Origin of the sequence: Mycobacterium sp. IS-3022, from assembly GCF_001500065.1 — a bacterium.
In the GTDB taxonomy this organism is placed as follows: Bacteria; Actinomycetota; Actinomycetes; order Mycobacteriales; family Mycobacteriaceae; genus Mycobacterium.
The window spans coordinates 476,262-498,927 of record NZ_LQIN01000001.1 but is presented as its reverse complement, the minus strand read 5'-3'; the positions used below and the strand labels follow the sequence as shown (position 1 = coordinate 498,927).

Below are 22,666 nucleotides of genomic sequence, written 5' to 3'. Positions count from 1 at the left end.
GCGATCGGGCTCGCCGGGTCTAGGCCGTGTCGCGCGCTGCCGCGCGGCCGGCGGCGCGGCCGGAAAACACACACCCGCCGAGGAAGGTACCCTCCAGCGACCGGTATCCGTGCACGCCGCCACCGCCGAATCCCGCGGCCTCCCCGGCGGCGAACAAGCCCTCGAATACGCCGCCGTCGGGTCGCAGCACCCGCGCGTCTAAGTCGGTTTCCAAGCCACCCAGCGACTTTCGCGTAAGGATGTGCAGTTTCACCGCGATCAGCGGACCGGCTTTCGGATCGGTCAACCGGTGCGGTGCGACGACGCGACTCACCCGGTCGCCGAGGTAGTTGCGCGCCACCCGGATCGAGGCGATCTGGAAGTCCTTGGTGAACTTGTTCGCGACCTCCCGGTCGCGAGCGGTGACCTCGGCTTGCACGGTCGCGTAGTCCAGCGGCTGGACATCGGGGACGGCGTTCATCGCAGAAACCAACTCGCGCAGCGAATCAGCGCTGACGAAGTCGACACCGCGGTCGACGAACGCCTGCACCGGTCGCGGCGCGCCGGCACGTACCCGCGCCAAGACATCGCGGACGCTGCGGCCGGTGAGGTCCGGGTTCTGTTCCTGACCGGAAAGCGCGAACTCCTTGGCGATGATCCGCGCATTGAGGATGAACCACGTGTAGTCCTGCCCGGTCTGTGCGATGTGCTCCAGCGTGCCGAGCGTGTCGAAACCGGGATACAGCGGCGATGGCAGGCGGTTGCCGTTGGCGTCCAACCACAACGACGACGGCCCGGGCAGGATCCGGATCCCGTGCAGCGGCCAGATCGGGTCGTAGTTGGTGATGCCCTCGGTGTAATGCCACATCCGGTCGCTGTTGATCACCCGCGCCCCGGCCGCCTCGGTGATGCCGATCATCCGTCCGTCCACGTGCGCGGGCACGCCGGAGAGCAACTGTTCGGGCACCCGGCCCATCCGCTTGGGCCAGTTCTGCCGCACCAGGTCGTGGTTGCCTCCGATGCCGCCACTCGCGACGACGACCGCCTGTGCACGGAACTCGAACTCGGCAACCGCTTTTCGTGTCGACGCGACACCGCGCGGCTCGTCCGAGGGCTCGAGGACTGTTCCGCGCACACCGACGACGGCTCCGTTCTCGACGATCAGCTCGTCCACCCGATGGCGATGTGCGAACCGGGCGCGTCCGGTCAGTCGGCGCGCGAAGATGTCGACGATCGCCGGTCCAGTGCCCCAGGTGATGTGGAACCGCGGCACCGAGTTGCCGTGCCCGCGGGCGTCGTATCCGCCACGCTCGGCCCACCCGACGATCGGGAACGTCTGCAGGCCACGCTCGCGCAGCCAGCCGCGCTTCTCACCCGCTGCGAAATCGACGTAGGCATGCGCCCATTGGCGTGGCCAGTGATCCTCCGGGCGGTCGAATCCCGCCGAGCCCAGCCAGTCCTGCAGAGCCAACTCGTGACTGTCCCGGATGCCCAGCCGACGCTGTTCGGGGCTGTCGACGAAGAACAGCCCGCCGAACGACCAGTACGCCTGACCGCCGATGTTGTTGGCGTTCTCCTGGTCGACAATCAATACGCGGCGGCCACGTTCGACGAGTTCGCATGCCGCCACCAGGCCCGCAAGCCCGGCCCCGACGACAATGACGTCAGCATCTGCCATGTCGCCACGTTAGCGGGCGCACGCTACGCGGCGTCTGTCAATGCACTGAACGGCCGCCATTCGTAGACACCGGGTACACACCGGTGCATGAGCGCGAGGTCGACGGCGTCGAGCATCGCCCGCCGCGGCCCCGGCCTGCGCAGGTGTCGCGCGGCGACGGCCACCCGAACCAACCCTCCTCGCCGCGCGATGCGCTCGGCGGACAACACCAGGGTCCGGCACCACCACGGCTCGCTGAGGAAACCTTCACCGATGCCGAGGACCCGCGACCGCACCGCCGTCCCGCGGGCCAGATCGGTGATCTCCGTGAGGCCGGCGAGAAGTCGAAAGCCGTTGCGCGGCAGCGCCATCAGCGTCCCCTGCGACACCGTCCAACCCGGCGCCGCGAACAGCCGCGTGCGCAAACCCATGTGCTCCATCACGCGGTCGGCGGCCGTCAACCGCAGATTCGCCTCGTGCGCGGGCAGTGTCGCGAACTCCCCGCGCCGATTCTTGGTGGCAGCCTCGTCGAAGCCGTGCAGCACAATCACGTCGCGGGCATCGCGTCTGCGTGCCAGCCAGTGCACCGTGGCGGCGTCGTCGTCCAACCGGTAGCCGCCTTTTATCCTCGGCGCCACCAGGAACGAGACCGGCACTGCGCGCGCGTCGAGTTGCGCGCAGAACTCCGCGACGTCGGGCATCGTGCGATCGCTGATCCCGGAGACGGAGACGATCAGTTGTCCAGCCACGCGGCCAGTATGGCAACGTCAGGTTTCACAACGGTTTACGACGGGCTGACGGCACATGGCCATCGCGTGCTATCGCGGCAGGACGTCCTCGATGGCCGCGATCACCTCGGGAGAATCGGGCTCGGTGCGGGGACGGAACCGCTTGGCCACCGTTCCGCCCGGCGCGAGCAGAAACTTTTCGAAGTTCCACTGGATGTCGCCGGCCTCGCCGCTGTCGTCGGGGGTCTTGGTCAGTTGAGCGTACAGCGGATGCCGGTCGGCTCCGTTGACGTCGGTCTTGGCCAGCAGCGGGAACGTCACTCCGTAAGTGGTCGAGCAGAATTCCCGAATCTCCTGGGCAGTACCCGGCTCCTGGCCCATGAATTGATTGCACGGCACGCCGATCACCGTCAGGCCGCGGTCGCGGTAGTCCTTGGCCAGTTGCTCGAGCGCGGTGTACTGCGGCGTCAGGCCGCATTTCGAAGCGACGTTGACCACCAGCGCGGCGCCGTCGGCAAGTTCGCCCAACGTGGTGTCGCGGCCGTCGAGGGTGGTGACAGCAATGTCGGTCAGCGGTGTGTCGGTCATGCCCGCACGTTACCCGGTCTTGAAAAGCATGCCCGCCACGCGGTGGACGGTTGCCATCGGATCGCCGTCGACGTCGATCGCCTTGTTCAGCCACAACAACGAAAACCCGTGCACCAGTGACCATGCCGCCAGCGCGGCGGCTTGGGGGTCCTCGGCGGCGCGCGGATCGTCGAGGGTCCCGACGCCCTGTGCCAGCTCGGCGCCCGCAGCGTCCTGAGCCGCCACCAACTCAGAGTTGGCCGGGTCGACAAGCGACCGGTCGAACATCACCGCATAGTGGCCGGGGTTATCGAGGGCGAACCGCACGTATGCCAGCGCGGCGTCGAGGAAGTCCGGCCTCGCATCGGCCAGCGCTGCGGCCAGCTTCCGCCAACCCTGGGCCGCCAGCGCAGTGAACAGTCCGCGGCGGTCGGTGAAGTGGTGCGCGGGCGCCGCGTGCGACACCCCCGCCACGCGGGCGAGCTCGCGCAGCGAGATGCCGTCGGCGCCACGCACGGCGACCAGGTCGGCCGCCTCCGCGAGGATGACGGCCTTGAGATCGCCGTGGTGGTACGGGGTCCTGCCCATACCGCCAGCATACTCGGTGAACTTGACAGTGCCTAGATCGTGTCTAGGGGCGGGGCTCGTGATCGGCCTTGGCCACATCCAGTAACCAGGCGTACTGAAACGCGGTCTCCTTCCAACGCTCATAGCGTCCGCTGATACCAGCATGGCCGGCGTTCATCTCGGTCTTGAGTAGCACCGGGTTGCCGTCGGTCTTGGTGTGACGCAGTGCCGCAACCCATTTCGCAGGCTCGACGTAGTACACCCTGGTGTCGTTGAGCGACGTCATCGCGAGGATCGGCGGGTAATGCTTGGCCGCCACGTTCTCATACGGCGAGTACGACTGCATGTACTCGTAGACTTCCTGGCTCTCCAAGGGGTTTCCCCACTCGTCCCATTCCGTGACGGTGAGCGGAAGCGACGGATCCAAGATCGTGGTGAGCGGGTCGACGAACGGCACCACCGCGAGTATCCCCGCGAACAGCTCCGGAGCCATATTCGCGACGGCGCCCACCAGCAGGCCGCCGGCGCTGCCCCCGTAAGCGACGAGGTTCTCCGGTCGGGTGACATCCGTCTGCACGAGATGGTTTGCAACGGCGATGAAGTCGGTGAAGCTGTTCTTCTTCTCGAGCATCTTGCCGTGCTCGTACCACGGCCTACCCAGCTCCCCGCCGCCGCGCACATGGGCGACCGCGAACACCATCCCCCGGTCGAGCAGGGACAGCCGCGCTATCGAGAAGCGCGGATCCTCGCAGGCCTCGTACGCGCCGTATCCGTAGAGCAGCGTCGGCGCCGGATACTGCAGGCCGATCTTGTGCACGATCGAAATCGGTATCCGCGCGCCGTCGGGTGCCACTGCCCAATCGCGGCGTTCGACGTAATCCTCGGGGCGGTAGTCGCCGAGCACGGGCTGTTCGCGCAGCAGCGTCCGTTCGCCGGTGGCGAGGTCGACGTCGTAGACGCGCACCGGGATGACGTACGAGGTGGCGCCGATCCGCAGTTTCGGTGCGCTCCAGTTCGGGTTGACGCTCAACCCGGCTGACGTCAGTTCGGACTCGAACGTGAAGTCCTCGGGGTGGCCGTATTCACCATTCGGATAGATGGGCCACAGCTGGATCTTCGGCAGCGCCTCGCTCCGGTAGCTGACGACGAGGTGCCTCTCGAACGCGTCCACGGAATCCAGGCGGGCGTCGTCTCGGTGCTCGATCAGGGTGCGCACCGCGGTGGGGTCGGCGACCGGTGCCTCGACGAGCGTGAAGTTCTCCGCTCCGTCGTTGTGCAGGATGAGGAAACGGTCTTCGCCTCCCACGACGGCGTGCTCGACGGAATATTCGACGAAATCGCGGCGTGGCCACACGACCGTGAACTCTGCCTCCGGGTCCGTCGCATCGGCGTAACGCACCTCGGAGGTGACGGCGCTACCGGCCGCGATGATGACGTACTTGTCGCTGCGGGTCCGGCCGACGCCGAGCCAGTACCGCTCGTCGGGTTCGTGATAGACGCGTTGTGCAGGCAGACCGGCGCCCAGCCGGTGCCGCCAGATGGTGTCCGGGCGCCATGCCTCGTCAAGCGTTGAGTAGTACACGGTGCGGTTGTCGGCCGCCCATGTCGCGCCGGGGCCGATTCCGACGATCGTGTCGTCGTACAGCTCGCCTGTGCGTAAATCCTTGAACCTCAGCGTGTATCGCTCGTCGCCCTTGACGTCGACGGAGTACGCCAGGATGTTGCCGTCCAGGCTCACCGAGGCGGCGCCCAGGGAGAAGAAGTCGTGTCCCTCGGCCTCGACGTTCTCGTCGAGCAGCACCTGCTCGCCGGGGATCTCGGTGTTCTCGTCGAGCACCGGCGGTGTCCAGTCGCCGGGATCGGCGACGGGGCAACGGCAGTGCACGCTGTACTGCTTGCCCTCGAAGCTGCGGCCGTAGTACCACCAGGCATCGCGTCGCGTCGGCACCGACAGGTCGGTCTCCTTGGTGCGTGCCTTGATCTCGTCGAAGATGTTCTGCCGCAACGACGCCAGGTGCTCGGTGACGTGCTCGGTGTAGGCGTTCTCCGCTTCGAGGTGTGCGGTCACGTCCGGATCGCTCTTGTCGCGGAGCCATTCGTAGGGGTCGACGAAGACGTCACCGTGATGCTCGCGGCGGGTTTCGACGCGTTTGGCGACCGGCGGCCTCATCCTCTGTTGATTCGCTCCGCAAGCGTCGCTCATCCGCCGATCCAATCGCTGAAGTCGAGGCCCGAAATGCGTTCGTACGCCTCGATGTAGCGAGCCCTGGTGGCTTCGACGACGTCCGGCGGCAGGGGTGGCGGTGGCGTGTCGCCGGTACGGTCCCATCCGGAATCCGGCCTGGTGAGCCAGTTGCGGACGAACTGCTTGTCGAAGCTCTGCTGCACGACACCTTCTTCCCAGTCGTCTGCGCGCCAATATCGGCTCGAGTCCGGGGTGAAAACCTCGTCTGCCAGTCGCAGTTCGCCGTCTTTGTCCACGCCGAACTCGAACTTGGTGTCGGCGACAATGATGCCCTTGGTCAACGCGTGCTCGGCGCCCTGGATGTAGGTCCGCAGTGTCCGATCGCGGACCTGCTCGGCTCGTTCCTTGCCGATCAATTCGACCACCTCGTCGAACGAGATGTTCAGATCATGCTGTCCCAGTTCGGCTTTGGTCGCCGGGGTGAACAGCGGCTGGGCGAACCTGCTGGCCTCGCGCAGGCCCGCGGGCAGCGCGATACCGCACACCTTGCCGGTCTGCTGATAGTCGATGAGACCTGAACCGGTCAGGTAGCCGCGCGCGACGGCCTCGACCGGCAGCATCTGGAGTTCCTGCACGACCAGCGCGCGGCCGAGCACATCGGCGGGGATGCGCTCGTCGTCGGGTGGGCCGGCGAGGTGATTGGGAGCGTCAAGGAGGTCGAAGAAGAACACGCTCATCGCGGTCAGGATGCGGCCCTTGTCGGGGATCTGTGAGTCCAGGATGTAGTCGTAGGCGGAGATCCGGTCGCTGGCCACGAAAAGCAGCGTCTCGTCGTCCACGCGGTACAGCTCTCGAACCTTGCCGCTGGCCAGATGTTCGTAGTCGGACAGAGCGGGGCGCATCGGGCCAGCCTATCGGGCAGCATCTACAGCCATGACTTCGCGGTTTATCCCCTACGCCACCACACCGTCGCGCATCCTCGGCCAGCTGATCAGCGACATCGTCGTGGTCGCCTGGACCACCGTGTGGGTGATGGTCGGCATTGCCGTGCACTCGGCGGTCTCGACGATCGCGGCGGTGGGCCGTCAAGTCGAGACCGGCGCCAACGGGGTCTCCGAGAATCTCGACACCGCGAGTGACCGCACCGGCGACTTCCCGCTCGTCGGCGACGCGCTGAGCAAGCCGCTGCGGGCGGCCAGCGAGGCGGCGCTGGACATCGCGGGGGCCGGTCAGAGCCTGGACAGCACCGCGTCGTGGTTGGCGTGGGTGCTCGCACTGGCGGTGGCCGCGCCGCCGATCCTGTTCGTCGCGATGCCGTGGCTGTTTCTGCGGCTGCGGTTCTTCCGCCGGAAATGGACCGCGATCGCGCTGGCCCGCACTCCCGCCGGCGAGCAGCTGCTGGCGCTTCGCGCGCTGGCCAACCGGCCGCTGGCCAAGCTGGCGGCGATCCACCCCGATCCTGTCGGGGCGTGGCGCGAGCACGACGCCACGGCGATCCGCGGCCTGGCCGCGCTGGAGCTGCGTTCGGCAGGTGTCGCCCGGCTCCGTACCTGAGCGGCTCCGCCGCCGCGATTTGTGGAGTTTTGGCGGCGGTGAGCGCCGGTGCGGCTCCACAAATCGCCCGGAATGGAACCGGTTGGGCACGTTCTCGCGTCCATACAGAGTGCTCGACGACTATCTGTGCCGGCAGGACGGCGTACTCACACGGGCTCAGGCGCTTCGTGTGGGGCTGAGCCAGGATGCGATCAATCGCAGGATTCGGTCGGGGCGTTGGCTGCGCTGCGCTCGGGGCGTGTACTTCGTCGCCGATCGGCGATTCACCAACGCCGCTCGGGTACGCGTCGCTGTGTTGGCGTACGGCCCGCAGGCATGCGCGAGCGGCATGGCGGCGGCGTGGTGGCACCGGCTGACGCAGTTCGCGCCGACGACGGTCGAGGTCACCGTTCCACGAGACAGTCGACTTCGACATCGGCCGGAAACCAGGCTGCGGCGGCGTGACCTCGACCCGCACGACGTGGTGGAGCGCGACGGACTGCGAGTCACCGCACTGCCGCTGACAGTCGTTGAAGCCGCCGTCCGGCGCGGTGGCGGAGCCAAGTTGATGGATACCGCATTGCAGCGCCACGTCGACCTCGCGCAGCTATGGCGAGCGCACCTACGCAACAAGGGCAGGTACGGCTCGCCCTCAGCACGCACGCTCTTGCGGGCGGCCGAGGACGGCGCCCGCTCGGAGGCCGAGCGACTGCTTGTGAAGCTTCTTCGCGACGCTGGGCTCACCGGCTGGAAGACGAACTATCCCGTCGGCGGCTACCAGGTTGACGTCGGCTTCGACGCGCCGAAAGTCGCCATCGAGGTCGACGGGTGGGCCTTCCACCATGACCCCGATGCGTTCCAGATCGACCGCAAGCGCCAGAATGCAATATCGCTTCTCGGCTGGAAGGTGTTGCGCTTCACCTGGCTTGACCTCACGGAGTATCCGCAACGCGTGCTCGCTGAGATCGCCGCGGCGACCGGGCAGTGAACCGCACTACCCGAGCACCCGCCGCCACACCCGCCCGAACGAGTACCGCGCCGTCACCGACCCGAACCGCACCCGGCCGCGGACCACGACATGCAACCGCTCCGACCGCGGGCCGCGGGGCACCTTGACGGTCGTGCTGCCGGCGAAGGTCTCGACACCGTCGAGGTCGGCGGTGGCGCCGTCAGGCAGGATCAGTGCGGTCGAGCTGAAGTAGTCGTCGATGTCCAGCACGACGGTCGGACCGCGCACTGCCGCGTTGGTGAAGTCGAGCGTGGTGTCACACATTCGGGTGTTCACCCGCAGGTGTGACGGCACCGTCCACTCCCCCCGCCGCGACACCGACGACATCCGGCCACGCAACACCTCGCCATCGGCGGACCCCGCCGTCGCCGGTGGCGGCACGTCCATATCAGGGAGGTCGGCCAAGACCCTTCGCAGTTCTCCACGAGTACGCGCGGCCAGCACACTGTCGATCCGGTCGCTGAACTCGTCGAGCGTGAGCATGCCCTGGCCCACCGCCCGTTCGAGCAGTTGGCTCACATGGGCACGGTCGTCGTCAGAGATCCGCAGGTTCGCGTCATCGGAGTCCATGTCTCGAGGGTAGGTGGCGGCGGGCACGCAACCGCCACGCGCCGGCGAACGCCACGATGAGCCACGCAGCGAACGCAATCCAGAAGAAGGTCACCGAAACGCCGGGCAGGACAGGCCATCCGGTCTCCACGGCCATGGCGTGGCTGGCCGCCGAGTACATGCCGAGCGGAAACACCATCGCCCACCACACCGCGGCGAAACGCCGGGCTTCGGCCCGCTGGATGTGTCGCAAGCCGAAGTAGAGAAGCGGCAGGATCCACAACGAAGCCACACACCACGTCGCGATGGTCACGGCGCGGACGTCGTCGATCCCCGCCCGGTAGAGGTGGTCTCCGGCCAATGTGGCAATGGCCATGGCGCCCATCAGTATCCACGCGTCGGGCTCGAACCCACTGGGGTCCAGCCGTGCAGCGAACGCCCGCGCCAGGATCAACGCGGTCATCAACACGTACACCGCGATCGCCACCAGCCAGATCGCCACACCGATCATCAGCACGGCATGCGAACCCGTGTCATGCGCCAGCGCCACGGCGACGATCGCCAGTCCGGACGTGCCGACGCTGCCCAGTTCCCATGCGCCGCGCGCACGCTCCTGCAACTCTTTCCAAGACCTGGCCGCGATATTTCGCGCCGTCAAAGCGCTCACCACCAACCACGCCACCGCCGCCAGCACGCCCAGTGTCCACACCACCACCGATATCGACGTCAGCCTGCTGTCGATGACCGCGCACGCCGCGACGAACGTGAACATGCCGATCGTGACATCGGGATCCGCGAGATCCGGCGGCTGTCCGCGCCAGGAAACTCCCGCGGCCGCGACGAGAACCACGAGCCCGACGATGGCCACCACGGCCAGCCCATCGCTGACGTACACGAAGCCGTGGTCCGTCGCAGCGATCGACACGATGCCGGTCGCCATCACGAACGCGAATGCGTCCGGTCTCACCGCCCGCCGCTCACCGCAGCTCCACGACGAGATGCCGAATGCCGGTGTGCCGGTTGCTGCGCGTCCACTCGACGGGTTTGACCAGCGTGGCCGCCGAGAACCGCGTCAGCAGCTCCTCGAACAGCACCCGAAGCTCCAGCCGCGCGAGGTTGGCACCGAGGCAGTAATGCACACCGTGCCCGAAGCCCAGATGCGGGTTCGGTTTACGCCCGATGTCGAACACATCCGGGTCGGTGAAGACCGCCGCGTCCCGATTGGCCGACCCCTCCCAGATCTGCACTTTCTGACCGGCCGCGATCTCACAGCCGCCCAACGACACATCGCGCGTCGCGGTGCGCCGCTTCGACGGCGAGGGCGACGTCCAGCGCACCATCTCCTCGATGGCCGACGGCAACGAACCCAGATCCGAACGCAGAGCCGCGAGCGAATCGGGGTTGTCGATCAATGCCAACAACCCGCCGGCCACCGCGTTGCGGGTCGTCTCGGCGCCCGCGCTGAACAGCAGGCTGAAGAACAGATACAACTCGAGGTCCGAAAGGAGGGCCGGAGCGAGCGCGCCGTCGTCCGCGGTGTCATCGAGGCAAGCGTTCGCCACCACCGACAACATGTCGTCGGTCGGCGACGCGCGCTTGGCGGCTATCAACTCCTGGCCGTAGGTGTACATCCGCGAGCCGGCCTCCTCGGCCGACAATTGACCAAGGGACGCCTTGCGTGAACCGCCAAAGTCGAACTGCGGCTCGATCGCGTGAAAGAGCCAATGACGTTCGGACTCCGGAACTCCCAACAGGATGCAGATCATCTGCATCGGCAACTCGGCGGCCACGTCGACCAGGAAGTCAAACGGCTCCCCCGGCTCAACGGCGTCCAACAGCCGCCGCGCCCGCGCACGCAGATCATCCTCGACCCGGCGGATCATTCGCGGCGTCAGACCCGAGCTGACGAGCTTGCGAATCTGCGCGTGTCGCGGGTCGTCCATCATGTTGAGCACCTGCCCGGCGATCGCCAGGTCTTGTAGCAGCGTGCCGCCGTATGGGCGGGACCCGCCGGTCACCGACGAGAAGGTCTGCGGATCACGCAGCACCGCATGCGTTTCGGCGTAGGTGGCGACGGACCAGAATCCCTCGTCGTCGGGAGTGTGCTCGGTCGGCGGATGCCAATACACCGGCGCCTCGCGCCGATGCACCGCGAACAGGTCGTGCGGAAACCCGTTCGCGAAGTTGTCCAGATCGGTGAAATCGATCGCCGCCAGCGTCACAAGATGGCACCCGAAGTGTATTTGGCGGCTTCGGGATAGCGGCTGACCAATTCGCCGACGGCCTCGACGACCCGGTCCACCTGATCGCCGGCCGCGCCGGTGAACGCCTGCTTGTCGGCCAGCGCCGCATCCAGCGCGGGTCGGTCCAGAGGTAGCCGTGGATCGGCCGCCAACCGGTCCAGCAGGTCGGGTTCCTGGCCCTTCTCCCGCATCGCCAGGGCCACCGCGACGGCGTGCTCCTTGATCACCTCGTGGGCGGTTTCGCGGCCGACCCCGGCGCGGACGGCGGCGATGAGGATCCGCGTCGTCGCCAGGAACGGCAGATACCGATCCAGCTCCCGCTGGATCACCGCGGGGTAGGCGCCGAACTCGTCGAGCACCGTGAGGAAGGTTTCGATCTGCCCGTCGACGGCGAAGAATGCGTCGGGCAGTGCCACCCGGCGCACCACCGAGCAGAACACGTCGCCCTCGTTCCATTGCGCGCCAGCCAGTTCGGCCGCCATGGAGGCGTAGCCGCGCAGCACGACCTGCAATCCGTTCACCCGCTCACACGAGCGGGTGTTCATCTTGTGCGGCATCGCCGACGATCCGACCTGGCCGGGTGCGAAACCTTCGGTGACGAGTTCGTGGCCGGCCATCAGCCGGATGGTGTGCGCCAGGGACGACGGTCCAGCGCCCACCTGCACCAGTGAGGAGACCACGTCGTGATCCAAGGATCGCGGGTACACCTGTCCGACGCTGGTGAAAATGTCTGTGAAGCCGAGGAATTCGGCGACCCGCCGCTCGAGATCCGCAAGGCGCGAAGCGTCATCGTCGAACAGGTCGAGCATGTCCTGAGCGGTGCCCATCGGGCCCTTGATGCCCCGCAACGGGTAACGGTCGATCAACGAGCGCAGGCGCTGCAGCGCGATCAGCATCTCTTCGGCCGCCGACGCGAATCGCTTGCCCAAGGTGGTCGCCTGCGCGGCGACGTTGTGGCTGCGGCCGGCCATCACGAGGTCGCGATACAGAACGGCGCGTTCGGCCAAGCGGGCCACCACCGCCACCCCATGCGCATGCACCAGCTCCAGGGACCGGCGGATCTGCAGCTGTTCCACATTCTCGGTGAGGTCGCGGCTCGTCATGCCCTTGTGCACGTGCTCGTGGCCCGCCAGCGCATTGAACTCCTCGATACGCGCCTTGACGTCGTGGCGCAGCACCCGCTCGCGCGCCGCGATCGACGCCAGGTCCACGCGTTCGAGCGCGCGCTCGTAGTCGGCCACCACCGTTGCCGGAACGTCAACACCCAACTCCGCCTGCGCGCGCAGCACGGCGACCCACAGCCGGCGCTCGGCGACGACCTTGGCCTCCGGCGACCAGATGGCCACCATGTCCTCGCTGGCATAACGATTGGCCAGCACATTGGGGATCGTCACAAACACTCAGCTTACGGCGCGGGTAAGGCAGGCTGGCCCCATGTACTTCGTTGGACTCGATCTCGCATGGGCGGACGCGAACCAAACCGGTGTAGCCGTCCTGGACGAAGACGGCCGGCTCTTGCAGGTCGGCACGGCCGTCAGCGACGACGAGATCGCGGCGACTCTCGCGCCGTACGTCGACGGCCCCTGCATCGTGGCCATCGACGCCCCGCTCATCGTCAAGAATCCCAGCGGCTACCGACTCGGTGAGACCCTGTACAACCGGGATTTCATGCCGTTCGAAGCAACCGCGCAGCCCTCGAACACGGGCAATCCACTTTTCAATCCGCCCCGCGCCGAAGTTCTCTGCGAACGACTGTGCCTCGATCCCGACCCGCAGTCACGCGGTGATCGTCGCGCGATCGAGGTCTACCCGCACGCAGCAACGGTTTCACTGTTCAAACTCGGCAGGACGCTCAAGTACAAGCGGCGCTCCAAGGATGTCGCGAAGCGCAAGTCCGAGCTACTTAGGATGGTGGAGCTGATCGAGGGGTTGCACGACGCGACACCGCAGCTTCGCGTGCGCAGTAGTCCCGCCTGGCTCGAACTTCGCAAGAGAATCGAGGCGGGCGTTCGAGCCTTTCAGCTGAACGCTTGTGAAGATCCCGTCGACGCGGTGCTCTGCGCGTACGTCGCGCTGTATTTCGAGCGGCGGCGCGAGGACATCACAATCTACGGTGACCGCGAAGTCGGCTACATCGTCACCCCTGCGTTGCCACCGGAGTTGACGCCCGCTCCTCGGGCTCGTGCGGTGCCGGACCCTGACCCCGGCGAAGTGTTGCCGCGGCTCGAGCAGGTTCAACTTCTCATCGAACGCGCACAGCGTGAGCTGATCGAGATCCGCAGGCAGCTGGGCGGCTAATCCGGCGTTTCGGCCAGCCGGGTCGGGTCGGTGATGCCGGCGTCCCTGATGCCGAGCTGCTTGTTGATCATCATGGTGATCACGAACAGCACGACGCCGATCACGAGCAGGACGCCGGCCACCAGGTACTGCGAACCGGGGCGGCCCGACAGCGGCGTCACCAGATACAGCGACGTGATGAACCCGATCACGGGCAGCACCGTCGGTGTTTTGAAGTGCCCGCCGGCCTCGCGGACGTCGCGGCGCAGCACCAGCACCGCGACGTTGACCATCGCGAAGACCGCCAACAACAACAGCGACGTCGTGCCGCCGAGCACCGAGACCGCCTTGCTGCTCGCGAACGCGGAGACATAGAAGATCAGACCGAATGCGATGACCGTCGTGAACACGATTGCAACCCAGGGGGTGTGGCGTGTTCGGTGCACCGTGCCCAGCACCGGCGGCAACACATGCTGGCGCGCCATGCCGTAGATCAGCCGGCTCGCCATCAACATGTTGATCAGCGCGGTGTTCGACACCGCGAACATCGTGATGAACGGGAACAGTTCGTCGATCGGAAGTCCGGGTGCCGCCGCCTCGACCACGTCGACAAGCGGTGTGGCGCTTGCCCTCAGTTCGCCGATGGGCACCAACGCGACGGCGATGATCGACACCACGATGTACACCACGCCGGCGAGGCTCAAGCCGGTCAACAAGACCTTCGGGAAGATCCGGACCGGGTCCTTGGTCTCCTCGGCCATGTTGACCGAATCCTCGAAGCCGACCATCGCGAAGAAGGCTAGTGACGTCGCCGCGGTGATCGCGACGAATGTGCTTCGCTCCTGGCTGCTTTCGAACATGACAACGCGCGAGAAATCATAGTCACCGGCCTGAGTGAACGCCCACAGCCCGACGAAGATCACCATCATCAGTCCGGTGATCTCGATGATGGTGAGGCCGACATTGAGCTTGACGCTTTCGCTGACGCCGCGCAGGTTGATCGCGGCCAGAACGGCCATGAAGGCCAGCGCGATGACGGCGACACCCGCCTTGCCCCAATCCAGTGCGAAACCCTTGATCAGGTTGGCCGCGAACGCTTGTGACGCGGTCGAAGCCGACGTGATGCCGGAGCACATCACCACGAACGCGACGAGGAAGGTGAAGAACTGAACTCCGAATGCCTTGTGCGCGTACAGCGCAGCGCCGGCAGCCTGCGGATATTTGGTCACCAGCTCCAGGTAGGAGAACGCCGTGATCGTCGCGATGGTGAACGCCAGCAGGAACGGCAGCCAGGCCGCCCCGCCGACTTCACCGGCAACCTGACCGGTCAGCGCGTACACGCCGGTGCCGAGGATGTCGCCGACGATGAACAGAAGCAACAAACCCGGACCCATCACCCGCCGAAGTTCGGGCTGCTTGTCCACCGGCGTACTCATCGGTGCCCTTTGCTCTTCGCGCAAGCGCTCATCGCCCTCCCTGTGGCGTTCAGACCTGCGCCACTCGCTCGTCGATAGGTGCCAACACGTCTATCACGTCGATCAAGGTCGCGCGCGCTGTTGCGCGTGGGCCGTCGCCCTCGGCGACGAGCGCCGCGACCACCGCACCGTCGACGGCGTTGACCAACGCGGTGAGGTACTCCGCCCGCACCGACCGTCCCGAGCGTTCGATGACCTCGATGACCGCATCGCTGCGCTGGCGCAGAATCCGCCGTTGGATGTCGCGCAACAGGGGGTGGCGTGCGCATGCGATGTAGCGCTCGTACCGCGAGATCAACTGCTCGCTGACCCGCTGCCCCACCGCGTCATCGACCAACAGGTCGACCAAGATGTCGGCGGTCGACTCGGCGCCTCGTCGCCGCCGCGACAGCAGCGCGACGCGCGCCCGCAACTGCTCGGCCTCGCGCTCGCCGACGTATTCGACGGCCTTGGCGATCAGGTCGTCGAGCGAGGAGAAGTAATAGGTCGTCGACGCCAACGGCAGCCCGGCACGACGGGCCACGGCGCGATGGCGCACCGCATCGAAGCCGCCTTCGCACAGCAGATCGGCAGCCGCGCTGACCAGCGCATACCGCCGACGTTCTCCTTTGGGAGTGACCGCTGCCGTCACGCCTAGCATGCTGCCAGCCGGGCGGGCCTCCCATCGGACTTTCGGCCAAACGTCAGGCTTTGCCCACAGAAGACGGGGCTGGTGTTCCTGCTGCGACGCGCAACCGGCCAGACCGGGTGAGCAAGCGCCGGTGGCATCATGGCCGCCATGCCCGAACTGACTCGCCGTTCGCTTCTGCGCCTCGGAGTCGGTGCCGCGGCCGGCGCGGTGGCGCTGCGGATGGCGCCGACGGTTCCGGCGGCCCCGGCCGCGCCGACCTACGTCGACGGCTCCTTCGTCTCGCCGGCGCGGGGAGGACTGACGACCAACTGGGCGATCGCCCGCCCGCCCGGCCAGAGCACCCCGTTGCGGCCCGTCATTGCGCTGCACGGGAAAGGACAGGACGCGGCCGGTGTGATGGCCGGAGGCGTGGAGCAGGGCCTGGCCGAGGCCGTCGCCGCGGGGCTGCCGCCGTTCGCGGTGGTCGCCGTCGACGGTGGCGGAACCTACTGGCACAAACGGGCGTCCGGCGAGGACTCCGGGGCGATGGTGCTCGACGAGTTGATCCCGATGCTCGACTCGCAAGGCTTGGACACCTCGCGCGTCGGCTTTCTCGGGTGGTCGATGGGCGGCTACGGCGCGCTGCTGCTCGGTGCCCGACTCGGCCCCGCCCGCACGGCGGCGATCTGTGCGGTGAGCCCGGCGCTGTGGACGTCGCCGGGGGCGGCCGCACCCGGCGCGTTCGACAGCGCCGAGGACTATGCGGCCAACAGCGTGTGGGGATCGCCCGCGCTGGCATCCATCCCGATCCGAATCGACTGCGGCACCGACGATCCCTTCTATTCGGCGACGAAAGAGTTCATCGCGCAGCTGCCGAATCCGCCCGCCGGCGGGTTCTCACCGGGCGGTCACGACGGCGGGTTCTGGAGCTCGCAACTGCCCGGCGAGCTGAGCTGGATGGCGCCGTTGCTGACGGCCTAGAGTGCGATTCGCCCTTCGGCCGCCGCCAACCCGATATCGCTGCGAAAATGACTGCCCGGCAAGCGAATCGACTTGATCAGCTGGTAGGCGGCATCACGCGCCGCCGGAAGGTCTGCACCCGTGCCGACCACCGAGAGCACACGGCCGCCCGATGACACGATCGCGCCGTCCTCGCGGCGGCTGGTGCCCGCGTGCAGCACCCCGTCGACCTCGGAACCGGCGATCGCGTCGCCGACCCGCGGGCGGCCCGGGTAGTTCTCCGCGGCCAGCACCACGGTCACCGCGGCGCCGTCGCGCCATTGCAAGGGCGGCTCGCCCGCGAGGTCTCCGATCGCTGCGGCATACAAGAGCTGTCCCAGCGGCGTCTCCAGCAACGCGAGCACACATTGGGTCTCCGGATCGCCGAAGCGGCAGTTGAATTCGACCACCGCGGGCCCACCCGAGGTGATCGCCAACCCGGTGTAGAGCAGGCCCGAGAACGAGCAACCGCGCGCAACAAGTTCGGCGGCAACGGGTTTCACCACATCATCGACTATCCGGTTGACGATGTCGTCGGGCAGCCAGGGCAACGGCGCGTATGCCCCCATGCCTCCGGTGTTGGGTCCCGTGTCGTTGTCCCCGACGCGCTTGAAGTCCTGCGCCGGAAGCAGGGGCACCACGGTCTCACCGTCGACGACGCAGAACAGCGACACCTCCGGCCCGTCGAGGAACGACTCGAGCAACACCGGATGGCCCGCGTCGAGCAGGCTCGCGGCGTGCGCCCGCGCGGCGGCGCGGTCAGCCGTCACCACCACACCCTTGCCCGCGGCCAGACCGTCGTCCTTGACCACCCACGCGGGGTCGCCGCCCGGCGGGCCGAACCGGTCGAGCGCGGCATCGAGGCGTGCCGGGTTGTCGACGACCTCGCTCCTGGCGGTGCGCACGCCGGCGGTGGTCATCACGTCCTTGGCGAACGACTTCGAACCCTCGATGCGGGCCGCGTCCTTCGTCGGCCCGAAGCAGGCGATCCCGACGCTGCGCACGGCATCGGCGACACCGAGCACCAACGGCACTTCCGGCCCGATGACCACGAGGTCGGCGGCGATGCGCTGGGCCAACTTCGCGACCGCCTCACCGGAGGTGATGTCGACGTCGTACTGATCGGCGATCCCGGCGGTCCCCGCATTACCTGGGGCGACCGCCAGTCCCTCGACCTCGGGATCTCGCCGTAGCGCCAGCAGCAGCGCGTGTTCACGGGCTCCGGAGCCGATCACCAGGACTCGCACAACTGCTCACCCTAACGCCTGTCAACGCAGCCCTTCGGCCATACACTTGACACGACACTGTATGGTCGAATGTATGACGCACGCCACATGTCCGTTCCTGCCCGAGGGATACGACTTCACCGACCCCGAGGTGCTGCTCCGCGGCATCCCCGTGACCGAATTCGCCGAGCTGCGCAAGACCGCCCCGGTGTGGTGGAACGAGCAGCCCGAGTCGATCTTCGACGACGGCGGCTACTGGGTGATCAGCCGCCACGACGACATCAAGGCCATCTCCCGCAACGGTGACCTGTGGTCGACCAACCGCAAGGGAGCGGTGATGCGCCTGCCCGAAGGTGTGACCGCCGACCAGCTCGAGCTCACCAAAGCCCTGCTGATCAACCACGACGCCCCGGAGCACACCAGGCTGCGCAAGCTGGTGTCGCGGTTGTTCACACCGCGGGCGATCACGACCCTCGAGGCGAAGCTGGCCACCGCAGCACGTGAAATCGTCGCCGCGGCAAAGGAAAAAGGCAGCGGCAACTTCGTCGACGACATCGCGATGAGCCTGCCGCTGTTGGCTATCGCCGATCTGATCGGAGTACCCGAGGCCGATCGCGAAAAGCTGTTCCACTGGACCAACGCGATCATGAACACCGACGATCCGGACTTCGACTCCGACCCGACCGCAGCCAACGCGGAGTTGATGGGCTACGCCTACTCGATGGCAGAGGAGCGTCGCCGGTGTCCGGCCGACGACATCGTCACCCGGCTCGTGCAGGCTGACATCGAAGGTGAGTCTCTCGAGGACGTCGAGTTCGCGTTCTTCGTGATCCTGCTGGCCGTCGCCGGCAATGAAACCACCCGCAACGCCATGACACACGGCATGAACGCGTTCTTCGAGAACCCCGACCAGTGGGACCTGTTCAAGCGGGAACGCCCGGAGACCACCGCCGACGAGATCGTGCGCTGGGCCACCCCCGTGCACTGTTTCCAGCGAACCGCCCTGGCCGACAACGAACTTGGCGGTGTCACGATCCGCGAGGGCCAGCGCGTCGGACTGTTCTACAGCTCGGCCAACTACGACGAAGATGTCTTCGACCGGCCGTTCGAGTTCAACATTCTGCGCGACCCCAACCCGCACCTCGGCTTCGGCGGCAACGGCGCGCACTACTGCATCGGCGCGAACCTGGCCCGCATGGAGATCAAGCTGATCTTCAACGAGATCGCCGACCAGATTCCCGACATCGCCAAACTCGGCGAACCGCAACGTCTTCGGTCGGGCTGGATCAACGGCGTCAAGGACCTGCAGGTCTACTACACGGGTTGATGGGGCTGGCTGAGTAGGATTTCGCCGTGCGCACCCACGGCTGGTCCGGATCGGCACCGTCGACGGACGAGGAAGCGGTCGCCCGCATCCTCGACGCCGCAGGCAAGGCGATCGACGCCCGCGGCGCGGAATTCTCCATCGCCGACGTCGCTCGCACCCTCGGTGTAACGAGGCAAACCGTCTACCGGTACTTCCCCAGCACCGACGCGCTGCTCGAAGCCTCGGCGCAACGCGCGGCGACCGGCTTCCTGGATCGGTTGGCCGACCATCTGCAGGGGGTGACCGACCCGCAGGAGGCGGTCGCCGAGGGCATCGCCACCGCGCTGGAGTGGCTGCCCAAGGACAAGCACATGGGCCTGCTGCTGATGCCCGGAAGAGCCAGCGCCTTCAGTCAGACGGTCACCTCGGATGTGGCGCTGCAGTTCGCCAACTCGATGCTGCGGCGCTTCGACGTGGACTGGACCGGTCTCGGCTTGACCGACGGCGACCTCGACGAGTTGGCCGAGCATCTGCTGCGGATCATCCAGTCATTCATCATCGATCCGGGCCGCCCGCCGCGCAGAGGCGCCGAACTGCGCAAGTACCTGCGCCGTTGGGTCGGCACGGCGCTGGCGCCCGAAATTGCCGTCGAACGCACGAGTTGACCGGCTTTAGACTCCGATCGTGAGTGTCCTGGCTGCTTTCCTGACGACGTGGCAACGCGCGCGCACCACGTTCGGCGAGGGCACTCCCCACGGCGGTGACGGCTTCGACCAGAGTGTGCGGTTCCGTCGGCTGCAAAGCGACGTCGACGCCGCCGCGCCGCAGGACTGGAGCGGCGCGGGCTCGGACTCGTATGCCGAGGCGAACCAGCGACAGAGCCGTGCGCTGGCCGCGATGGCGGACCTCGATCAGCGCCTCAAGGCGGAAGTCGACCGGTCGGCGGCGGTGGTGGCGGCCGGCCGACGCGACCTCGAGGCCGTCAGGCAGTGGGTGGTCGATGCGGCCGCGACCGTCCCACGGACCGCCCTCGGCGAGCAGATGCTGTGGCCGGTCATCAGCAGGGGCGCAAGCGAGGTCGCCGATATCGTCCGTCGCTCCGATGGTGAGCTGTCCGCGATCGCCCGGCGGATGCGAAGCTTGGGCGGCGAGTACGAAGCGCTGAGGCAGCCAATCCCGCGTGCCCCCGCCGACGGCACCGACTCCCAGGCGCCCGACCCCCAGGATGTCGCACAGTGGTACACGGATTGGGAGGACCTTCAGTCGCGGATCGCCAAGCACAACGCCATGTGGCCGCGGCCACCAATCAACACCCCGGCCGGGATCGCCTACCAGGCCGAGAAGGAGGAACTCGATCTGGAGCAGTCGAAATTGGTGTTGGAGGCCGCAGATCTCGGCATCCAGGTGACCGGCACCGAGACCCAATGATCGATACCACGCGTCACCGCCATGTCGGTCGGGCGCTGGCGACGGCCGCGGCGGTCTGGGGCATCCTTGTGCTGTCAGCATGCACGACGACACAACAGCCTGCACAGCCGCCTGCGGTGCCCGCGATCGACTCCGCGATCCTGTCCGTGGAAGACGTTCGTGCCATTGCAGACTTCGATGCGCTCAGCGCTGAATCCGGTCCGCCGACCGATCAACCGCAGCCTGATCCGACGGCACCCGGGTCGTGCAAAGCCGCGCTCGATCAGAACGTCATCTTCGGTCCAGACGTCGCCCGATTTCGCACTGTGAGTTACAGTGCGGCCACCGACAGTGGACCGGGACAGATTCGCGGCGTAGCGATCGTGACTCAGGCGGTCGGCCGGTATGCCGACGGGCACGCGGCACGAGCCGCGTTCGACAAGCTCGCTCCGAAGATCGGCGAATGCTCCGCACTGCACATCAAGAATTACGAATACAGTGTCACGACACCGGATTCCTCGACGCTCAGTCTCACGTCGAACGTCACCGACATCGTGTTCAGGCTGGTGTCATCGGACCTGGTCGCTGTCGTTGTGGTCGGGATACCGGACTCGGGACGCGTTGCCCGGGACGTCGCAGAGTCGATGGCTCAACGGCTCCAGTGATTCGAATGCCTTTCTATAGCACCGTCAACGGCAGCGACTTGCGATCCTCGAACTCCCACGACGCGCCGCCACTGACCCTGACCACCGACACCTCGGAGAATTCCTTGGCCTCCGTGCCGGTTTCGACGACGCGCGCGGTCCAGTCCTCGTCGCTGCCGGCGACTTCCACGTCGAAGCGCGGATTGACCGCCCGCACGATCGCCTGCAGCGGGCGCACCTCGTCGCACGACACCAGCGACACCCATGCGCCGTCCTCATGGGCCGGCGACCGTCGCACATGGACGACGTCCGGGCCGAACTCCATGTCGAGGTAGGCAGAGGGGTTGAACATCGGATGTAGCTGCATCGTGCGCAGCGCGCCCTCGATGCCGCCGGGAAGCCTCAGGGCGCGATGAATCCGCTCGGCGGCGATTCCCGCGACGCCGATCAGCTGCTTGGTGCAGATCTCGGTTGCCAGTCCGGTGTTGGTCCCTGCCCGCTTGCCGACCGCGATCACGAACGACAGGTTCAACAAGTGCATCTGCAGGCAGACCTCGTCCGCCATGCGCACCAACGCTGAATGTGAGAACGCGCCGAAGTCGAAGTCCGACAGCAGGGCTCCCGAGTAGTCGGCCTGTCCCTCGTCTCGCGCGTCGATCGGGTCGAGTTCGGTTCGGGCCGCACGGGTTCGGCGGATCACGTCGAGAACGGGGTGATCTTCGACCTCCGGATGCGACTCGTCGATGATGACGGTCCATGCGCAGTGCGGGTGCCGGTCGGCGGGGGTGCGCGGCGGGCGATGGATCGGCCGGATCTGTGCGCGACGGTTGGTCGCCACCGCCGTGGCGTCGAACGTGGGATCCTCGATGTCGTGGCACATGCCGCGCACATAGTCCTCGCCCATCGGTTCCACGTCGAGCAGCGCACCGCAGTGGTCGAGATGGAACTCGCCGTGCCAGCGGTCGTGCACGGTGTAGCGGAAATCCATGAACTGCGGCGGCGCACCGATATCGAGCTGCAGACCCTTGAAGATCGTGACGACGTCTTCGCCCTCGTACTTCAACGCCTTCTGCATCCGCTTGGTGTAGATCGGGCTGGCGCCCATCCACTCCTCGATCGCGATCTGCAGCATCTCCTCGCGGCCGAAGTTACTTATGCACCAAGCCATTCCGGACCGGTCGATCAGCTGGCCGATCAGCAGCAGCTCGGGCACCAACACCGCGAGTTCGTCGCGGGACAGCGAAGAGTACCTACTCTTTCGGGTCGTCATGGACCGTCCCCCCGGAATGCATCCTCACCGCCGCGTTGACGTTCGCCTTCTTGTCCTCGCCCCGTCCCTTCTCGGCGGCCTTCTTACGGTTCTTGACCACCTTGCTGACCACTCCATCGAGCTTGGAGCCCAGCGGGAAACCGAGGTAGTGGGTGAGGAAGATCGCCATCTCCTTGAGCTCGTCTTCGGTGATCTCACCGTTCGCGAGCGCGGCGTTGGCCTGGATCTCGGCGAGGTCGGAATTGCCGAGCGCGGTGACGACGGTCAACGTCATGATCCGCTTGTCGCGCATGGAAAGTCCCGGCCGCGTCCAGATGGTCCCGAAGAGGTGATCGGCGGTCAACGCGAAGTAGTCGTTGCCCTCGACGTTCGGCATCTCCCAGCCGTAGACCTCGTTCATCTTCTCGAGGCCCTTGCGGCGCAACTCGTCCATAG

General features: G+C 66.8%; 23 protein-coding genes. 8 read left to right on the top strand and 15 right to left on the bottom strand.

Annotation, left to right across the window (positions count from 1 at the left end; translation table 11 throughout):
* Positions 1-19: 19 nt before the first annotated feature.
* The 6 genes from AU188_RS02410 to AU188_RS02385 form a co-directional block, all read right to left on the bottom strand.
* A complete protein-coding gene (locus AU188_RS02410) occupies positions 20-1,657 on the bottom strand; it encodes an FAD-binding dehydrogenase (protein ID WP_059162078.1) in 1,638 nt (545 codons plus the stop codon).
* 23 nt (positions 1,658-1,680) lie between these two features.
* Complete coding sequence (locus tag AU188_RS02405; RefSeq protein ID WP_059162077.1) at positions 1,681-2,385, bottom strand: DUF2334 domain-containing protein; 705 nt, start codon at positions 2,383-2,385, stop codon at positions 1,681-1,683.
* Between the two features lie 69 nt (positions 2,386-2,454).
* On the bottom strand, positions 2,455-2,952 hold the full coding sequence (locus AU188_RS02400; protein ID WP_059162076.1) for a glutathione peroxidase: 498 nt from the start codon (positions 2,950-2,952) through the stop codon (positions 2,455-2,457).
* Positions 2,953-2,961: 9 nt separating this feature from the next.
* The gene (locus AU188_RS02395) at positions 2,962-3,519 is read right to left on the bottom strand and encodes a TetR/AcrR family transcriptional regulator (protein ID WP_059162075.1); all 558 of its coding nucleotides are present in this window, start codon (positions 3,517-3,519) and stop codon (positions 2,962-2,964) included.
* 43 nt (positions 3,520-3,562) lie between these two features.
* Entirely contained in the window at positions 3,563-5,668 is a 2,106-nt protein-coding gene (locus tag AU188_RS02390) for a S9 family peptidase (RefSeq protein ID WP_059162074.1), read from the bottom strand.
* 29 nt (positions 5,669-5,697) lie between these two features.
* A complete protein-coding gene (locus AU188_RS02385) occupies positions 5,698-6,585 on the bottom strand; it encodes a phosphoribosylaminoimidazolesuccinocarboxamide synthase (protein ID WP_059162073.1) in 888 nt (295 codons plus the stop codon).
* A gap of 31 nt (positions 6,586-6,616) precedes the next feature.
* Between AU188_RS02385 and AU188_RS02380 the strand changes: the two genes are divergently transcribed.
* Positions 6,617-7,237, top strand: a complete 621-nt coding sequence (locus AU188_RS02380) for a hypothetical protein (protein WP_059162072.1) — start codon at positions 6,617-6,619, stop codon at positions 7,235-7,237.
* A 109-nt stretch (positions 7,238-7,346) separates the two neighbouring features.
* A complete protein-coding gene (locus tag AU188_RS02375; RefSeq protein WP_059162071.1) occupies positions 7,347-8,204 on the top strand; it encodes a type IV toxin-antitoxin system AbiEi family antitoxin domain-containing protein in 858 nt (285 codons plus the stop codon).
* A gap of 6 nt (positions 8,205-8,210) precedes the next feature.
* Here AU188_RS02375 and AU188_RS02370 read toward each other — a convergent pair whose 3' ends face one another.
* Genes AU188_RS02370 through purB form a run of 4 tightly spaced genes read right to left on the bottom strand, consistent with a single transcriptional unit; the run spans position 8,211 to position 12,411 of the window.
* On the bottom strand, positions 8,211-8,795 hold the full coding sequence (locus AU188_RS02370) for a DUF1707 SHOCT-like domain-containing protein (protein WP_059162070.1): 585 nt from the start codon (positions 8,793-8,795) through the stop codon (positions 8,211-8,213).
* Positions 8,782-9,741: a tellurite resistance/C4-dicarboxylate transporter family protein gene (locus tag AU188_RS02365; protein WP_286137243.1), complete on the bottom strand. Its 960-nt coding sequence runs from the start codon at positions 9,739-9,741 to the stop codon at positions 8,782-8,784. Before AU188_RS02365 ends, AU188_RS02370 begins: the two co-directional genes overlap by 14 nt.
* 10 nt (positions 9,742-9,751) lie before the next feature.
* Positions 9,752-10,996, bottom strand: a complete 1,245-nt coding sequence (locus tag AU188_RS02360) for a cytochrome P450 (protein WP_059162069.1) — start codon at positions 10,994-10,996, stop codon at positions 9,752-9,754.
* On the bottom strand, positions 10,993-12,411 hold the full coding sequence (gene purB / locus AU188_RS02355) for an adenylosuccinate lyase (protein WP_059162068.1): 1,419 nt from the start codon (positions 12,409-12,411) through the stop codon (positions 10,993-10,995). The genes AU188_RS02360 and purB overlap by 4 nt, the downstream gene beginning before the upstream one ends.
* A gap of 40 nt (positions 12,412-12,451) precedes the next feature.
* Between purB and AU188_RS02350 the strand changes: the two genes are divergently transcribed.
* Positions 12,452-13,315 (top strand): DUF429 domain-containing protein, encoded by an 864-nt coding sequence (locus AU188_RS02350; protein ID WP_059162067.1) that lies wholly within the window; start codon positions 12,452-12,454, stop codon positions 13,313-13,315.
* Here AU188_RS02350 and AU188_RS02345 read toward each other — a convergent pair.
* Positions 13,312-14,730 (bottom strand): APC family permease, encoded by a 1,419-nt coding sequence (locus AU188_RS02345; RefSeq protein ID WP_059162066.1) that lies wholly within the window; start codon positions 14,728-14,730, stop codon positions 13,312-13,314. The two genes, AU188_RS02350 and AU188_RS02345, sit on opposite strands and share 4 nt — an antisense overlap.
* Positions 14,731-14,779: 49 nt before the next feature.
* The gene (locus tag AU188_RS02340; RefSeq protein WP_059162065.1) at positions 14,780-15,409 is read right to left on the bottom strand and encodes a TetR/AcrR family transcriptional regulator; all 630 of its coding nucleotides are present in this window, start codon (positions 15,407-15,409) and stop codon (positions 14,780-14,782) included.
* Between the two features lie 129 nt (positions 15,410-15,538).
* On the opposite strand from AU188_RS02340, the gene AU188_RS02335 reads away from it, so the two are divergent.
* The gene (locus AU188_RS02335) at positions 15,539-16,360 is read left to right on the top strand and encodes an alpha/beta hydrolase (RefSeq protein WP_059162064.1); all 822 of its coding nucleotides are present in this window, start codon (positions 15,539-15,541) and stop codon (positions 16,358-16,360) included.
* Here AU188_RS02335 and purD read toward each other — a convergent pair.
* Complete coding sequence (gene purD / locus AU188_RS02330) at positions 16,357-17,625, bottom strand: phosphoribosylamine--glycine ligase (protein ID WP_059162063.1); 1,269 nt, start codon at positions 17,623-17,625, stop codon at positions 16,357-16,359. The two genes, AU188_RS02335 and purD, sit on opposite strands and share 4 nt — an antisense overlap.
* A gap of 73 nt (positions 17,626-17,698) precedes the next feature.
* Here purD and AU188_RS02325 point away from each other — a divergent pair, with 73 nt between their 5' ends.
* From AU188_RS02325 to AU188_RS02310, 4 genes are read left to right on the top strand one after another with little or no spacing between them, the layout of a single operon-like run.
* The gene (locus tag AU188_RS02325) at positions 17,699-18,931 is read left to right on the top strand and encodes a cytochrome P450 (RefSeq protein WP_059162062.1); all 1,233 of its coding nucleotides are present in this window, start codon (positions 17,699-17,701) and stop codon (positions 18,929-18,931) included.
* Positions 18,932-18,957: 26 nt separating this feature from the next.
* Positions 18,958-19,575: a TetR/AcrR family transcriptional regulator gene (locus AU188_RS02320; protein ID WP_059162061.1), complete on the top strand. Its 618-nt coding sequence runs from the start codon at positions 18,958-18,960 to the stop codon at positions 19,573-19,575.
* A gap of 19 nt (positions 19,576-19,594) precedes the next feature.
* Positions 19,595-20,338 carry an EspA/EspE family type VII secretion system effector gene (locus tag AU188_RS02315; RefSeq protein WP_059162060.1) on the top strand — a complete coding sequence of 248 codons (744 nt, stop codon included), beginning with the start codon at positions 19,595-19,597 and terminating at the stop codon, positions 20,336-20,338.
* The gene (locus AU188_RS02310; protein WP_059162059.1) at positions 20,335-20,982 is read left to right on the top strand and encodes a sensor domain-containing protein; all 648 of its coding nucleotides are present in this window, start codon (positions 20,335-20,337) and stop codon (positions 20,980-20,982) included. Before AU188_RS02315 ends, AU188_RS02310 begins: the two co-directional genes overlap by 4 nt.
* 13 nt (positions 20,983-20,995) lie before the next feature.
* Here the strand turns inward: AU188_RS02310 and AU188_RS02305 are convergent, their stop codons facing one another.
* Positions 20,996-22,231 (bottom strand): hypothetical protein, encoded by a 1,236-nt coding sequence (locus tag AU188_RS02305; protein WP_059162058.1) that lies wholly within the window; start codon positions 22,229-22,231, stop codon positions 20,996-20,998.
* Positions 22,212-22,664 (bottom strand): carboxymuconolactone decarboxylase family protein, encoded by a 453-nt coding sequence (locus AU188_RS02300; protein WP_059162057.1) that lies wholly within the window; start codon positions 22,662-22,664, stop codon positions 22,212-22,214. Before AU188_RS02300 ends, AU188_RS02305 begins: the two co-directional genes overlap by 20 nt.
* Positions 22,665-22,666: the final 2 nt, after the last annotated feature.